Source organism: Streptomyces sp. GL_140, from assembly GCF_057834465.1.
Map to the genome: position 1 here is coordinate 7,203,419 of NZ_CM174404.1, position 13,769 is coordinate 7,217,187.

A 13,769-nucleotide genomic window follows, 5' to 3' on the forward strand; every position below is an offset into this window, starting at 1 on the left:
AGATGTCCCGCACTTGACGTCGTCGGCACGCCGATCCGTCGATGGTCCCGTTGAACGCGGCGGTGTTGGCTCGGCGTCCCATCTCCCCTACATCCCCGAGGACGTCTCATGTCTGATGCTGTTCGACCGTCCGGCGGACCGGGTATCGCGCAAGTGCGCCGGATCGTCACCGAGATCCCGGGGCCGCGTTCGCGGAAACTGCTGGCCCGTCAGCGCGGCCTGGTCCCGGCCGGTGTCACCGCCGCACTGCCGGTCTTCGTGGAGGTGGCCGGCGGAGGGGTGGTGGTCGACGTGGACGGCAACTCCTTCATCGACTTCGGCAGCGGCATCGCGGTGACGACGGTGGGCAACTCCGCACGTTTCGTGGTCGAGCTCGCGTCCGCGCAGCTGAGCCGCTTCACCCACACCTGCTTCCTGGTCACCCCGTACGAGTCCTACCTGGACGTGTGCGAGAAGCTCAACCAGCTGGCCCCGGTGCCCGGCGAGAAGCGCACCGTCCTGGTCAACTCCGGTGCCGAGGCGGTGGAGAACGCGGTCAAGATCGCCCGGGCGGCCACCGGCCGCCCCGCCGTCGTGGTCTTCGACCACGCCTTCCACGGCCGCACCCTGCTCACGATGACCCTGACCGCCAAGAGCCGGCCCTACAAGCAGGGCTTCGGACCCTTCGCGCCCGAGGTCTACCGGGCCCCCATGGCCTACCCGTACCGCTGGCCCTCCGGTCCCGAGCACTGCGCCGACGAGGCCGCGGAGGCTCTCGCGGACCTGCTGGACCGGCAGGTCGGGGCGGAGAACGTGGCCGCGGTGGTGGTGGAGCCGATCCAGGGCGAAGGCGGGTTCATCGTGCCCGCTCCCGGATTCCTCGCCCAGGTGGCGGCGATCTGCCGGGCCCGCGGAATCCTGCTGATCGCCGACGAGGTGCAGATCGGCATCGCGCGCACCGGCCGGATGTTCGCCTGCGAGTACGAGGGAATCGAGCCGGACCTCCTGGTCACCGCCAAGGGCCTCGGCGGAGGACTGCCGCTGGGCGCGGTCACCGGGCGTGCCGAGCTGATGGACGCGGTCCCGGCAGGCGGACTCGGCGGCACCTACAGTGGCAACCCGGTGGCCTGCGAGGCGGCGCTCGGCGTGTTCGAGGAGATCGAGGCACACGACCTGCTCGACCGCGCCCTGGAGATCGGCGACGTCATGCTGGAGAGCCTCGACAAGCTCCGCGTCGCCCACCCCGTGATCGGGGAGGTACGCGGCCGGGGCGCGATGACCGCCGTCGAACTCGTCGAGGCCGGCGGCGACCGCGCTCCCGATCCGGAACTGGCGGCCCGGATCGCCAGGCGCTGTCACGCCGCGGGCCTGCTCGTACTGACCGCCGGCAGCTACGGCAACGTGCTCCGCTTCCTGCCGCCGTTGTCGATCCCGGACGACCTCCTGGAAGAAGGCCTGGCCATCCTCGCCTCCGCCATCGCCGAGGAAACGGCCGCGACCGCCTGACGCCGCCCACGCCGTGTCTGAGCCCCACGGTGTGCCCGGCGTTGATCCCCTCAGTCCGGGCGCACCGTTCCCGGCCATACGGCCAGCGTGAGCAGGAGTTCGGCGCGTACGTGTGCGGAGTCGAGATCGGTGCCGAGCAGGGACTGGACCCGCTCCATCCGGCTGCGCAGCGTGTGCCGGTGCACGCCCAGGCCCGCCGAGGCGGCCTCCCACTGGCCGTGATGCTCCAGAAACGCGCGCAGCGAGGCCAGGAGCTCCGTACCGTTCTCCTGGTCGTACGCGGCCAGCGGCCCCAGCCTGGCACCGGAGAGCCGCTCCAGCACGGCTCTGCTCTCGGGTGTCGTCACCAGCACCTGACCTGCCAGCGACTCGAAGGCGACCAGCTCGGACCCACCCCGGGCCCGGGCGACGGCGGCGGCGTTCATCGCCTCGCGTAGCGCTGTCGCGCCCTCGGTCAGCTCGTGTGCGGCGCTCAGTCCGGCCCACGAGTGCACCCGCGCCCCCTCGGACGCAGCGTCCGCCAGCGCCCGGGCCGTCTCCGTACGGCTCCCCGGCAGCAGCAGTACAGCGCACTCCTCGCGGACGGTGGCGAAGACCGGCACGCCGCGGTCGGCCAACTGGCCGCCCGCCGCCTCCAGTACACGGCGCGGGCTGCCGCCGCACAGGACCAGCACGCGTATCCCGTCGCCCACCGGGAATCCGGCCTCGGTCAGATGGTCACGGGCGACCGGCGCGGTGAGCGTCCCGTCCAGGACCATGCGGAGGAACAGGCCGTTGACGCGGTGCTGCTCGTCGCGCAGCCGCAGCGGCTTCTCCGCCTCCAGGGCGACCAGTGAGGCCGCGTGGCCGAGCAGGAGGTGATCGACGGGGGACAGCGGCCGGTCGCTCACCAGCACGAGCCGGCCATGGGCACGGGGGCCCACTCTGACCTGTTGGACGGCCACCACGCCGTCCGGGCTGGTACTGACGGCCGACGCCGCCTGGTCCCCGGGCCGTAGCGCGGCGAGTACGGCCGGATCGGGGCCCGCTGCGCCCGGGGGATGCGCGGCGCGCACCGTACCGCCGTCGTCCAACAGCAGTACGCCGGTCCGTGTGGAGACGGCCAACTCCCTGACCAGGGCCTGCGCGCCGCCGTGCAGTGCGGCGCGGGTCATCCGGGGCTGGATCCGGGACGCCTGGACCACCCCCTCGTACTGGAGCTCGGCCAGGTGCTCCATCACGGCCTTGGTGATCGCCAGGAACGGCGTCGGCAGCGGTACTTCCAGGAGCGGTAGTCCTGCCTCCTCGGCCGCCTCGATCACTGCCGACGGCACCCGCTCGTGCGACAGGCCGGTCCCGAAGCCGACCGCGGCCACACCGGCTCCGGCCAGGAGACGAACGTAGTCCTTGCGGGATCCAGCCGTCGCGGGAAGCCGCAACCCGGTGGTGAGCAGGAGTTCGCCGCCGCTGAGCCAGGGGACGGGATCGGCGAGTTCGATGCTGTGTGCCCACGCCACGTCGCGGTCCAACCCGTCCCGGCCGGCCAGTACGCGCAGGCCGAGTTCACGCCGTCCGACCAACCAGCGCACGGGTACGCCCATTCCGGTCACCCCTCCGGGTGGAGCAGTCCCTGGGGCAGCCCCAGTTCGCGTTCGGCGGTGCCCAGCACGATCTCGCGGACGCCCGTGTAGTCGATCTCCGTGGCCCGTAGCGCGGCCTGCACGCTGAGCCCGTCGATCATCGTCAGGATGCGCGCGGAAGCCACGGCAGCGTCATCCGTGCGGAAGTCCCCGCTGACGACGCCCTCCTGGATCAGCGCAGCCAGACGGCCCCTCCAGGCGGCCATCTGGCGAGCGACCTCCTCGCGCAGACCCGCGCGGCGCCGTCCGGCCTGCCAGGCGTCCAGCCACAGCAGGCTGACCTCGTCGCGATCCTCCCCGGCCAGCAGATCCAGCAGGCCGCGCATCCGGGCCGTCGGGTCGTCGGGGAGTTTCTCGACGGCGGCGAACACCTCCTCGCGTTCGCCTGCTGCGGCATCGGAGAACGCGGTGGCGACCAACTCGTCCACGGCCCGGAAGTAGTGGCTGACCAGGCCGGGTACGACGCCCAGTGCCTCGGCGACGCGGGCGAGCGTGACGCTTTCCAGCCCCTCGTCCAGGGCGATGCGGCTGGCGGCGGCCACGATCTCGGCGCGGCGTTCCCCCGCGGGTTTGCGCTTCGGTGCCGGTCGAGGGATTGACGTCATGCCCCGGAGCGTATTGACTCTGCCGCCAACAAGCAATTGGGAGTACCACCAATAAGCTGTTCAGGAGTCCTCGATGACATCCGCACCCCCCTCAGACGGCAGCGACTCACACAGACCGCGCCCCGAGCACGCCACCGACCAGGCCGGCCGGGTCGAGGTCCACGGCATCGACTTCATCCCCGAGGCGGAGCGCCACGGCCGGGCCCGGGAACTGTTCGCCGTGTGGACGGCCTCCAACATCTCGTACCTGTACATCGTGGTCGGCGGCGCACTGATCCTGATGGGCCTGGACCCATGGCAGGCCATGGCTGTGGTGCTGGCCGGGAACATGTTCTGGGTGCTGGTGGGCCTGCTCGCGGTCAGCGGCCCCAGCTCCGGTACCCCCAGCAGCATCGTGATGCGGGCCATGTTCGGCATCCGCGGCAACCGGGCCAACGCGGCGGTCATCGGCTGGGGGATCGCCGTCGCCTACGAGGCGATCAACCTCTCCGTCGGAGTCCTGGCCGGGTTCGCCCTGGTCGAGGAAGTCGGCGGGCACGTGAACACCGCGGTGAAGCTGGCGATCGTCCTGGTCACCGCCGTGGTCACGCTCACCATCAGCGTGTACGGGCACGCCACGATCGTGCGCCTGAGCACCGGCTTCACCCTCGTGCTGGGCGTGTGCGTCGCGATCCTCGCGGTCTGCGTCGTCGCCCACGCCGACCTGCACTACGTGCCCCCCACGGCGCCCCACGGTACGGCGCTGTGGGCGGCGGCACTGGCGGGGTTCACCATCATCGCCTCGGGTCCGCTGTCCTGGGGCGTCGGCGCCGACTACGCCCGCTATCTGCCGCCCACCACCTCTCCACGCGCTGTCGCCGGCTGGACCGCCCTCGGCGGGTTCCTGCCCTCGGTCCTGCTCAGCGCGATCGGGGTGCTGGCGGGCACGGCCGTCGACATGACGGACCCGCAGGTCTCCCTGAAGGCCATCCTGCCCGGGTGGTTCTACCCGGTTTTCCTGCTCGCCGTCGTCATCGGCTCGATCACCAACAACGTCCTGACCGCCTACAGTTCCGGGCTGGGCCTGCAGGCTGTCGGCATCCCCTGGAAGCGGTCCGCCACCGTCTTCTTCGACGGCGTCACCGCCGTCGCCCTGACCCTCTACGCCCTGTTCATCTCCAACTTCCTGGACACCCTCGGCAACATCCTCACCCTCTCGGTGGCCCTGCTCGGTCCCAGCGTCGCTCTCTACGCAACCGACATCCTGCTGCGCCGCAACCGGTACAACGGTCTGCACCTGCACGACGAGAGGCCGGGCAGCCCGTACTGGTACGCACACGGCATCAACTGGGCCGGCGTCAGCGCACAGCTCCTCGGCACCGCGGCCGCGCTGCTCTGTGTGAACACACCGGTCCTGGTCGGCCCACTGGCCACCGCGCTGAGCGGGGCGGACCTGTCCAGCCTGGCCGGCCCCCTCGTCGCCGCAGCCGTCTACGCCGCCGCCACTCTCGCCCGGCGGAGCCACACCCGCCCGGCTGCCGACGGCCACGAAGGCGCCGAAGCGGCACCGCCCGCAACGGCGGCGGGGTGATGACCTGACCACCGAACCATGGCCCTGCCCCGCCGCAACGGCACGCCCGCCACCGAGCCACTCCACCCCAGTACCCCCTGCACACACCACTCATGATGGAAAGGCACCACCCATGACCCGATACGGCGCGCAGTTCGGCCCCGACATCACCTTCCTCGGCGTCGACAAGTGCGACTGGGCCGACGCGTCCAGCTACGCCGACGCCGACGTGGTGATCCTGGGTGCGCCGTTCGACGGCGGTACCACCCACCGCCCCGGCACCCGCTTCGGCCCCCAGTACATCCGCCAGACCTGCTACCTGCCTCACGACGGCTCCCGGCCCTCCCTCGCCATGCGCGTGGACGCACTGAAAGATCTGCGCGTCTACGACGCCGGGGACGTGGAGATGTACTCCGGGGATGCGGAGCGCTCCGTGCGCGACCTACAGGTGGCCGTCCACGCGGTGGCATCCACCGGCGCCATCCCGCTGATCCTGGGCGGTGATCACACCATCGCCTGGCCCGACGCCGCAGGCGTGGCCCAGCACTTGGGCGCCGGACGGGTATCGATGATCCACTTCGATGCCCACGCCGACACCGGCGACATCGAGTTCGGCTCCCTCGTAGGCCACGGCCAGCCCATGCGCCGGCTGATCGAGTCCGGCGCCCTGCGCGGCGACCGCTTCCTCCAGGTCGGCCTGCGCGGCTACTGGCCCGGGCCCGAGACCCTTGGCTGGATGGCCGAGCAGGGCATGCGCTCCTACGAGATGACCGAGATCACCGCCCGCGGCCTGCCCGAGTGCCTCAGTGAGGCCTTCACCATCGCCACCGACGACTGCGACGGGGTCTTCCTCTCGGTGGACATCGATGTCTGCGACCCCGGCCACGCCCCGGGCACCGGGACGCCGGAGCCCGGCGGGCTGAGTGCCCGTGAACTCCTGGACTCGGTGCGGCGCATCGCCTACGAGCTGCCGGTCGTCGGAATCGACGTCGTCGAGGTCTCACCGCCCCACGACCACGCCGAGATCACCTCCTTCCTGGCCAACCGCGTCGTCCTGGAGGCCCTGTCGGGCATCGCACGCCGCCGCCGCGACCAGGCGGACGGCGCCACCTGGGACCCCCGCCAGCCCCTGCTGGCGGACCGCATCCACCCCGCATAGACCTACTGGGCCGCGTCGGCGGGGCGAGCGGGTGCGCTCGGTGCGTTCCACGGGGCTGCCGACCGGGATGACCAGGCGCTCCCGCCCCCGCCGCCGCGCATCGCACCTGACCGGCCGTGGAGGCTTCCGACCATGCCCGCCAAGCAACCCCTACCCGTCGCCGCCACCTGGTTCCGTGCCACCGAGATCGACGACAGTCTCACCCGCATCACCGAACCCCACGTCGACCCCCTGTTGCAGGCCAACATCTGGCACGTCAGGGGCCGCGACCGAGACCTGCTCGTCGACGCCGGGTTGGGGGTCGCCCCACTGCGCGACGCCTTTCCCGAGCTGTTCGAACGCGACCCGGTCCTGGTGGTGACGCATGCTCACCTCGACCACATGGGGGGCGCCCATGAGTTCCCCGAGGTGTGGGCCCACCCCCTGGAACGGTTGCAGGCGCCGGCGCCCGGAACCCTGAACGGCGAAGTCCTTTCCCGAACGCTTGGCCTGCGCCAGAAGTCCGGCGGGCCGCCCCTGCCCGAACTGCTCATCAGCGCACGCCCGCACGCCGAGTACGACCTCGACCACTACCGGCTCCGCCCGGCGCGGGTCACCCGAGAACTGCACGAGGGCGACACCGTCGACCTGGGGGACCGCAGCTTCACCGTGCTCCACCTACCCGGTCACAGCCCCGGCAGCGTCGCCCTGTTCGACCAGCGTGACGGCACCCTGTTCTCCGGCGACGTCCTGTACGACGACGAACTCCTCGACACCATCAACGGGGCGGACCGGGCCGACTACCGGCGCACCATGCTTCGTCTACGCGACCTGCCCGTGCGCACCGTCCATGCCGGCCACGACGGGTCGTTCCACAGCGAACGCATGCACACGCTCATCGACGCGTACCTCACCACTGAACCCGTTCCTGAGGACGGCTGAACTGAACGCCGCATGCTGTTCCACCGGCTGAGTGCGCGGAGCGGATTCCCGATCTGCCTCGATGCCGTCCGCCGCCTTCCCGCGGGCTCCCGCAGCCCGTCGAGCCGTGCTCATCCGTCGGCTTCCCTCAGTGGGCGCACATCACAGGATCCCGGTAAGGGTCTCCCACCGGACCCTGACCGGGATCTGCGACTGCAGGGCTGCCCTTCGGGCAGGCCCTGGTTTCTACCGCACCGCTCGGATCGGCAGGATGGCGAGGGCCGCGAGGACGAGGATCACCATCGAGCTGATGAACAGGGCCGGGTATCCGCCGAGGTGCGACACCACCAGTGCGGCGTAGAAGGGGGAGACGGCCAGGGCGGCGCTGCCGGAGAGGAGGAAGAGGCCCATGGTCTTGCCGGAGTCGTCCGCGTGGGGGAGTACGAGGGTCATCAGCACACCGTCGGACGCATAGTAGGAGCCGAAGCCGAAGGTCTGCAGGACGAGGAAGACGATGAGCCCCGACCAGGTGGGCCAGATCAGCGGCACGGCCGCGCCGGCGCACATCAGTGCCGTGGAGCCGATGACGTAGGGCTTCCGTCGGCTGGTGCGATCCGTCAGCCATCCCGTCAGGGGCCCGGCCACCAGCGGGGGAACGGCGCTCAGGAGTGCCAGGATCGCTACGCCCTCGGCGGGGTCGCCGGGGTAGTGGACGTAGTCCTGGAGGAGGTAGAGCAGGAAGTAGAGCGGGCCTCCGTACCCGAGGTGGAACAGGGCCCGTGCGGTGAAGGCCCAGGCGAAGTCCGGGTGTTGCCGCGGACTGATCCAATACATGTCGCGCAGGTGGCGCAGGGTGAAGGGGACGCGTGGTTCGTCGAGGCTGGAAGGCTCGGGTGCGACCACCAGGAACAGCAGCGCGGCCACGGTGAGCGCGGCGCCGAACAGCACGTAGCCGGTGAGTACGGACAGGGTGAACTGGCTTGCGATGGCCATGCCGAGGGGGTTGCCCACCAGCCAGGCGACGCCCTGGTACGCGGAGGCCCTGCCGCGTTGTTCGACGGGCACGCGGTCGGCTATGAGCGGAGTGAGTACGGTCTGGAGCAGGCTGAGCACCATGCTGGTCGCGCTCCAGACGATCAGCAGCACGGGCACGGAGCGTGCCGCGCCGGATCCCGCCATGCCGAGCAGGCCGAGGAGCGTCGTCGCCGCGATCCAGGGGGCACGCTTGCCGAACCGGGAGCGGGTTCGGTCGGACAGGGCCCCGCCGATGGGAGTGACGATGGCGCCCGCCAGCGCGGAGACGGCGCTGATCAGTCCGAAGACCTGGACCTTGTCGTTCGGTGCCAGATTGGCGGCCTGGATGGCGATCAGTACCCCGGACGGGGCTCCGAAGCACACGGACAGGCTGGCCATGGTCAGCGCGTAGCTCGACAGTGCTCCACGGCCGAGTCCGGGCTGTCTGAGGCGTTCGACGGTCGTTGTCATGGTGGTGTACGGCTTTCTGTGGGGCCTCGGGTGTGCGGGGAGCTCGTGGTGGTCAAGGGGTGAGGAGGTGCTGGGTGTCCTTGACGATGCGGCCGTCCTTGACGACCAGCACGACGCGGGAGGGGTCGTCGAAGAGGCCGGGATCGGCGAGCGGGTCGCCGTCGATCGCGATGAGGTCGGCGGTCTTGCCCGGCTGGACGGTTCCCAGCAGCTGGTCGATGCCGAGGATGCGGGCATTGACGGAGGTGGCGGAGGTGATGGCCGCCATGGGCCCGATGATGGCCGCCTTGAGCGCCAGTTCCAGTCCGTGGCGTCGCGGGGCGCCGCCGAACAGGTCCGATCCGGAGCCGATCAGGACCCCGGCCGCTGCCGCTCTGCACAGGGATTCCGCCATCGCGGCCTCCATCCCGTCCGCCCGCGCGGCGATGTCCGGGGAGATGCCGATCCTCCCGGCGTCCTCGGCCAGCAGCCGGACCGCGGTCAGCGTCGGTATCAGGGCGGTGCGGTGGCGGGCCATCAGAGAGCAGGTCTCCTCGTCGAGGAAGCTCCCGTGCTCCACGCAGCGCGCCCCTGCCAGGACCGCCGCCCGGACGCCCTCGCTGTTGTGGGCGTGCACGGTGACGTACGTGCCTCGGGCGTCTGCTTCCCGGACGGCCGCCCGGATCTCCTGGTGGGTGAACTGGGTGTCGCTCAGGGAGTCCGACTGGGAGAGGACGCCGCCGGTGACGCACATCTTGAGGAAGTCCGCACCGCGGCGGAAGGCCGTCCTGGCGGCCCGTCTGACCTGATCCGGGCCGTCGCACACCAGGCTGAGCTGTCCGAGCCCCGGCACGGCCCAGGCGTCGTCGCCGCCGAACGGCGAGCCGAAGTGACCGTGGCCGCCGGTCTGAACCAGGACCGGTCCGGCCACGAGCAGGCGCGGCCCCGGTACGAGGCCGGCGCTGACGGCGCGTACGAGGCCCCCATCCGCGCCCCCGCAGTCGCGCAGCGTGGTGAACCCGGAGTGCAGCGCCTGCTCGGCGGCGCGGAACATGCCGGCCGCGACCTCGGCGGTGGAGATCCTGCCCCCGGCGACATCGTCCGGGGAGTGTCCCGCGCCGAAGAGGTGCACGTGGGCGTCGATGAGCCCCGGCAGGAGGGTCAGGCCGGTCAGATCCAGCGTCCGTCCGGACGGAGAACGGTCCTGGATGCGCGTGCCGTCGATCACGACGTGCGCGTTCTCGACCGGATCGCGTCCGGTTCCGTCGATCAGGGTCGCCCCGGCGAGCGTCAGCACGTGCGCTGCCCGAGGTGGCGGTCCATCCACTCCACCAGTGCCTCGTCCTGGGCCTCGCGGATGACGGGGGGCCCGGAGATCGACCCGTTGTGGCCGACGCCGGGGAGAACGAGCATCTCGGTCGGGCACCCGGCCGCGGTGAGGGCGGTGTAGAACTGGCGGGCCTGTTCGGGCGGGCAGCGGTGGTCGTGTTCGGACTGGATGAGCAGCGTGGGAGTGACGCTGCGGTGGGCGTGGGTCAGGGGGGAACACTCGGCGAGGCGCTGCGCACAGTCGCCCATTGCGGAGCCGACCAAGGGGACACCGATGTCCGAAGTCCCGTACAGGCTGTGCAGGTTGGTGGCCGGGTTCTCCGCGACCGCGGCCCGGAAGCGGTCTGTGTGGCCGACGATCCAGCAGGTCATGTAGCCGCCGTAGGACAGGCCGCAGACGCCGAGCCGGTCGGGGTCGGCCAGGCCCTTGTCGACGGCGTGGTCCACCGCCGCCATGAAGTCGGGGAAGTCGCTCTCTCCCCAGGCGCCGCGGGTGGCGGAGGAGAACTCGGGGCCGTACCCCCGCGAGCCGCGCGGGTTGATCATGAGCACGCCGTAGCCGTGGTCCGCGAGGTGCTGCGCATCGGCGTTGTACGTCTGTCCGAAGGCCAGTTTCGGGCCACCGTGGATCATGAGGACGGTCGGGTACGGTGCGGTGGCCCCGGCGGGGCGCAGGAACCAGCCGTCGATCCCCGTCCCGTCGGCCGAGCGCATGGCCAGCTCCTCCACCGCGTGAACGGGCTCGGCGGCCAGGAAGGTGACCCGGGTCTCGGTGAGTGTGGCGAGGTCCGTCACGTACAGGTCCGGCGGGCAGGCGGCGGTGGCGCTCGTGTGGAGAAGGAGTCCGGCGCGCAGCGCGATCGGATGAGCCGTGCGCGGTCCGGTGACGAGGGGCGTGGACCGAGGGGGGCCGTCGAGGGCGAACCGGTGGATCTCCAGGGTGCCGCCACGTTGTACACGAGCCACCGCGTGCGTCGCGTCCGCGAGCACCACAGGGCTCTCGCCCAGCGAGCTCGGCACGTCGGTATGGAATGCTCCGTGCAGGTCGAGGCCCAGGTCTTCGGTCAGGCAGCGTGACCCTTCGGGGCCGGTGATCCACAGGTCGCCCACCGACGCCGGGTGGATCATGGCTGTCGAGCCGTGGACGACACGTCCGTCCGCGAGCGGACGGGCCACTGCCATGTCCGGCACCGGCGGGCCGCAGTCGGTGAGCCGGCCGTCGAGGGTCACCGTCCTCACCTGGTCCGCGAGGTGGGTGGAGGCGGGCGGGAAGCTCGCCACGTAGGTGATGCCGTCGGGGCCCCATTCGGGGTCGCGGTTGAGCCGGTCGTCGTCGGTGAGCCGGTGTACCTCGCCCGTCTCCAGATCGAGCACGTAGATGTCGGTGAGGACGTCGTCGAGCAGGCCGAGGCCGTCCGCCCAGGGCGCGGCGCGCGTGATGCGGTAGGGCGCGTCCGGGTCACGGGGAGGGTGCTGCGGCGGGGCGGTCCAGGCAAGTCGGTGGCCGTCCGGACTCCACACCGGCCCCTGGGCCACGGCGGTCTCGGCGACCCTGACCACGTCACCGGATTCCGGATCCAGCAGGTGGAGTTGAGGCAGGCCGGCACGGTCGGACACGAACGCCACGCGCCGCCCGTCGGGGGACCAGGAGGGATCGGTATCGCGTGAGCCGTGCCCGAAGGCACGGAACCCCGGCTCGCCGACGTTGCTGAGCCGCAGCTCAACCCTGTCGGCTGTTCCCTCGGCCCATTGCGCGGCCCAGATCACCCGCCGCCCGTCCGGGGAGAGGTCGGCGCTGTGGACGAAAGTCGGAGTGCTGGGCAAGGCGGCGTCCCTTCATGTTCCAGTGGTACAAAACGAGAGCGTGTACCATTGGTACATGAGTCGTCAAGAGTCTCGTAACGAGCTGCTCACCAAGGCCGTCGCCCACGTCGGGGAGCGCGGCATGGCAGATGTGTCTCTCAGGGGCCTCGCCGAAGCGATCGGCACCAGCCATCGGATGCTCATCTACCACTTCGGGTCCCGCGAGCGGCTCCTCGCCGACGTGCTCCAGCGACTCGGCGCGGAGGAGCGGCAGAAGTATTTCGCCGACGCGCCGAACTCCACCCGGGCAGAGGTGGCGCGACTGCTGTGGGAGGTCTACTCCTCGCCGGGCTCCGATGCCCGGATCAGGAACTTCTTCTACGTCCTCGGCCTCGCCGCCCAGCAGCCCGATCCCTACCGGGACTTCATCGACTCCCTCGCCAACTGGACCGACGTCCTGCGAGAGCTGGGCATCCGCGAGGGCCTGGACGAAGCGACAGCCGGCAGCCAGGCACACCTCCTCGCGTGTTCCGTCCGGGGCCTGCTGCTCGATCTCGTCACCTCGGGGGACCGGCGGCGGGCCCAGAACGCGTTCGACACCCTTTGCGCATCGTTCAACCTGTGCTGACGACAGGCCGTCCGGAGGCGGTCAGGTCGGCGCGCGGCCGACGGGGCGCATCTCGCTTTCCGATCGACCACCGCAGGCACCCCGCCAGTCGGCAAGCGCACTTCCGGCGCGCTCGCCCCTGTCGGGGCTGCGCTTACGGTGACCAGTACCGCTCACGCTGCCGTCCCCGCCGCGTCGGCCCCGGTGTATGCGCGGCACTGTGCCGGCGGGGCCATGGGCAGCGCGTGCCCCTGACAGCTCAAGACCGTTGGCAGGGAATGAACAACACCACGCGCGCAATTGCCGCTCTCACCCTCGCGGGGGCCGTGATCGGAACCGCCTCTTCGGCGTACGCAGACACAGGCTTCGAACCCAGGTTCAGCCACGCCATCACGGACGTGCTTGTCCCCGAGTTCGGTACGCCCGCACTCATGCTGGTGGGCGGATCCCTCACCGGCGGCCTGGCCGGCATCGCCCCTGTGGCCGCCCCTGATCAGTACTGGCACTGAGTCGATCGGCCGAGCGGCTGCACAGTCCCGACCGTGTTCGCACCTGTGCCGCAATGCCCCCGCTCCCCGCGCGGGCGGCTTTGCGCACGTTGGGCAGGCGCGCGCGACGAACGGGGCGTACTGGCACGGCTCACCACTCCACATCCGGTGGTCAAAGCTCTACAGGCGCATCCCCAGCCCGTGAGGCTGACCAAACCTGGCGACATGAGCCCCTGCCGGGTATGGCCAGATGGAGCGCGGTCCTTGCTGCAGGGGCAGCGCCCGCTCGTGTCCACATTGGGTTCGATCCGGTGGTGTGATCGGGAGGGCCGGCAGCGGATCCCTTCGAGGCCTGGAGGGAGTTGTCTCGCCGTCACGCACGCCGGTGCACGGCGCACTCGTGGACTCGCTGGACCGAGGTCCCGTTGAACGCGGACGTGGTGGACAGGTTCTGCTCCGGTTGTGCGGACTGGGGGCCGAGGGTCAGGCCGTCATCCGGGCTGGGCATCTTCATGAATGCGCTCGGTGGAGCGGGACTGCTCCACCAGCTGCAGGCCTATGCGGAGCCGGACGAGGACGTGTACTGGACCCAGGACGAGGTGCGAGCTGCAGCCGATCTTCTGCACTCGGAAAGGGGCGCTGCGGATGAGGACGATGATGAGGAGGAGGACGGGCGTTGGGAAGCGCGCAGGGAGGCCCAAGAGCTGCAGGAGCAGGTCTTGTCCCGCTGGCGGCACGCAGCCCAGAGCCTTCACAAGGCG

Annotated in this window: 12 protein-coding genes; 6 read left to right on the top strand and 6 right to left on the bottom strand. The window is 70.8% G+C overall.

The window, feature by feature from the left end; all coding sequences use genetic code 11:
* The first annotated feature begins 108 nt into the window (after nt 1-108).
* The gene (gene gabT / locus AC3IYJ_RS33490; RefSeq protein WP_489398245.1) at nt 109-1,485 is read left to right on the top strand and encodes a 4-aminobutyrate--2-oxoglutarate transaminase; all 1,377 of its coding nucleotides are present in this window, start codon (nt 109-111) and stop codon (nt 1,483-1,485) included.
* Nucleotides 1,486-1,535: 50 nt separating this feature from the next.
* On the opposite strand, the gene AC3IYJ_RS33495 is transcribed toward gabT, so the two are convergent.
* A complete protein-coding gene (locus tag AC3IYJ_RS33495) occupies nt 1,536-3,065 on the bottom strand; it encodes a PucR family transcriptional regulator (protein ID WP_489398246.1) in 1,530 nt (509 codons plus the stop codon).
* 5 nt (nt 3,066-3,070) lie between these two features.
* On the bottom strand, nt 3,071-3,709 hold the full coding sequence (locus tag AC3IYJ_RS33500) for a TetR/AcrR family transcriptional regulator (protein ID WP_489398247.1): 639 nt from the start codon (nt 3,707-3,709) through the stop codon (nt 3,071-3,073).
* 73 nt (nt 3,710-3,782) lie between these two features.
* On the opposite strand from AC3IYJ_RS33500, the gene AC3IYJ_RS33505 reads away from it, so the two are divergent.
* The 3 genes from AC3IYJ_RS33505 (at nt 3,783) to AC3IYJ_RS33515 (ending at nt 7,338) form a co-directional block, all read left to right on the top strand.
* Nucleotides 3,783-5,279 (top strand): purine-cytosine permease family protein, encoded by a 1,497-nt coding sequence (locus tag AC3IYJ_RS33505; RefSeq protein ID WP_489398248.1) that lies wholly within the window; start codon nt 3,783-3,785, stop codon nt 5,277-5,279.
* Nucleotides 5,280-5,391: 112 nt separating this feature from the next.
* Entirely contained in the window at nt 5,392-6,417 is a 1,026-nt protein-coding gene (gene speB, locus AC3IYJ_RS33510) for an agmatinase (RefSeq protein WP_489398249.1), read from the top strand.
* Between the two features lie 132 nt (nt 6,418-6,549).
* Nucleotides 6,550-7,338 carry an MBL fold metallo-hydrolase gene (locus tag AC3IYJ_RS33515; protein ID WP_489398250.1) on the top strand — a complete coding sequence of 263 codons (789 nt, stop codon included), beginning with the start codon at nt 6,550-6,552 and terminating at the stop codon, nt 7,336-7,338.
* Between the two features lie 225 nt (nt 7,339-7,563).
* Here AC3IYJ_RS33515 and AC3IYJ_RS33520 read toward each other — a convergent pair whose 3' ends face one another.
* Genes AC3IYJ_RS33520 through AC3IYJ_RS33530 form a run of 3 tightly spaced genes read right to left on the bottom strand, consistent with a single transcriptional unit; the run spans nt 7,564 to nt 11,934 of the window.
* Nucleotides 7,564-8,802: an MFS transporter gene (locus tag AC3IYJ_RS33520; protein ID WP_489398251.1), complete on the bottom strand. Its 1,239-nt coding sequence runs from the start codon at nt 8,800-8,802 to the stop codon at nt 7,564-7,566.
* Nucleotides 8,803-8,854: 52 nt separating this feature from the next.
* A complete protein-coding gene (locus AC3IYJ_RS33525) occupies nt 8,855-10,078 on the bottom strand; it encodes a metal-dependent hydrolase family protein (protein ID WP_489398252.1) in 1,224 nt (407 codons plus the stop codon).
* Nucleotides 10,072-11,934: a S9 family peptidase gene (locus AC3IYJ_RS33530; RefSeq protein ID WP_489398253.1), complete on the bottom strand. Its 1,863-nt coding sequence runs from the start codon at nt 11,932-11,934 to the stop codon at nt 10,072-10,074. The genes AC3IYJ_RS33525 and AC3IYJ_RS33530 overlap by 7 nt, the downstream gene beginning before the upstream one ends.
* A gap of 55 nt (nt 11,935-11,989) precedes the next feature.
* Between AC3IYJ_RS33530 and AC3IYJ_RS33535 the strand changes: the two genes are divergently transcribed.
* Complete coding sequence (locus AC3IYJ_RS33535; RefSeq protein WP_489398254.1) at nt 11,990-12,541, top strand: TetR/AcrR family transcriptional regulator; 552 nt, start codon at nt 11,990-11,992, stop codon at nt 12,539-12,541.
* A 257-nt stretch (nt 12,542-12,798) separates the two neighbouring features.
* Nucleotides 12,799-13,029 carry a hypothetical protein gene (locus tag AC3IYJ_RS33540; protein WP_489398255.1) on the top strand — a complete coding sequence of 77 codons (231 nt, stop codon included), beginning with the start codon at nt 12,799-12,801 and terminating at the stop codon, nt 13,027-13,029.
* Nucleotides 13,030-13,381: 352 nt separating this feature from the next.
* Here AC3IYJ_RS33540 and AC3IYJ_RS33545 read toward each other — a convergent pair whose 3' ends face one another.
* The gene (locus tag AC3IYJ_RS33545) at nt 13,382-13,516 is read right to left on the bottom strand and encodes a hypothetical protein (RefSeq protein WP_489398256.1); all 135 of its coding nucleotides are present in this window, start codon (nt 13,514-13,516) and stop codon (nt 13,382-13,384) included.
* Nucleotides 13,517-13,769 lie beyond the last annotated feature (253 nt).

What these genes read in the sequence shown, in the direction of transcription:
- gabT (WP_489398245.1), top strand. Translation starts at nt 109, where the DNA reads ATGTCTGATGCTGTTCGACCGTCCGGCGGACCGGGTATCGCGCAAGTG.
- AC3IYJ_RS33495 (WP_489398246.1), bottom strand. Translation starts at nt 3,065, where the DNA reads ATGGGCGTACCCGTGCGCTGGTTGGTCGGACGGCGTGAACTCGGCCTG.
- AC3IYJ_RS33500 (WP_489398247.1), bottom strand. Translation starts at nt 3,709, where the DNA reads ATGACGTCAATCCCTCGACCGGCACCGAAGCGCAAACCCGCGGGGGAA.
- AC3IYJ_RS33505 (WP_489398248.1), top strand. Translation starts at nt 3,783, where the DNA reads ATGACATCCGCACCCCCCTCAGACGGCAGCGACTCACACAGACCGCGC.
- speB (WP_489398249.1), top strand. Translation starts at nt 5,392, where the DNA reads ATGACCCGATACGGCGCGCAGTTCGGCCCCGACATCACCTTCCTCGGC.
- AC3IYJ_RS33515 (WP_489398250.1), top strand. Translation starts at nt 6,550, where the DNA reads ATGCCCGCCAAGCAACCCCTACCCGTCGCCGCCACCTGGTTCCGTGCC.
- AC3IYJ_RS33520 (WP_489398251.1), bottom strand. Translation starts at nt 8,802, where the DNA reads ATGACAACGACCGTCGAACGCCTCAGACAGCCCGGACTCGGCCGTGGA.
- AC3IYJ_RS33535 (WP_489398254.1), top strand. Translation starts at nt 11,990, where the DNA reads ATGAGTCGTCAAGAGTCTCGTAACGAGCTGCTCACCAAGGCCGTCGCC.
- AC3IYJ_RS33540 (WP_489398255.1), top strand. Translation starts at nt 12,799, where the DNA reads ATGAACAACACCACGCGCGCAATTGCCGCTCTCACCCTCGCGGGGGCC.
- AC3IYJ_RS33545 (WP_489398256.1), bottom strand. Translation starts at nt 13,516, where the DNA reads ATGCCCAGCCCGGATGACGGCCTGACCCTCGGCCCCCAGTCCGCACAA.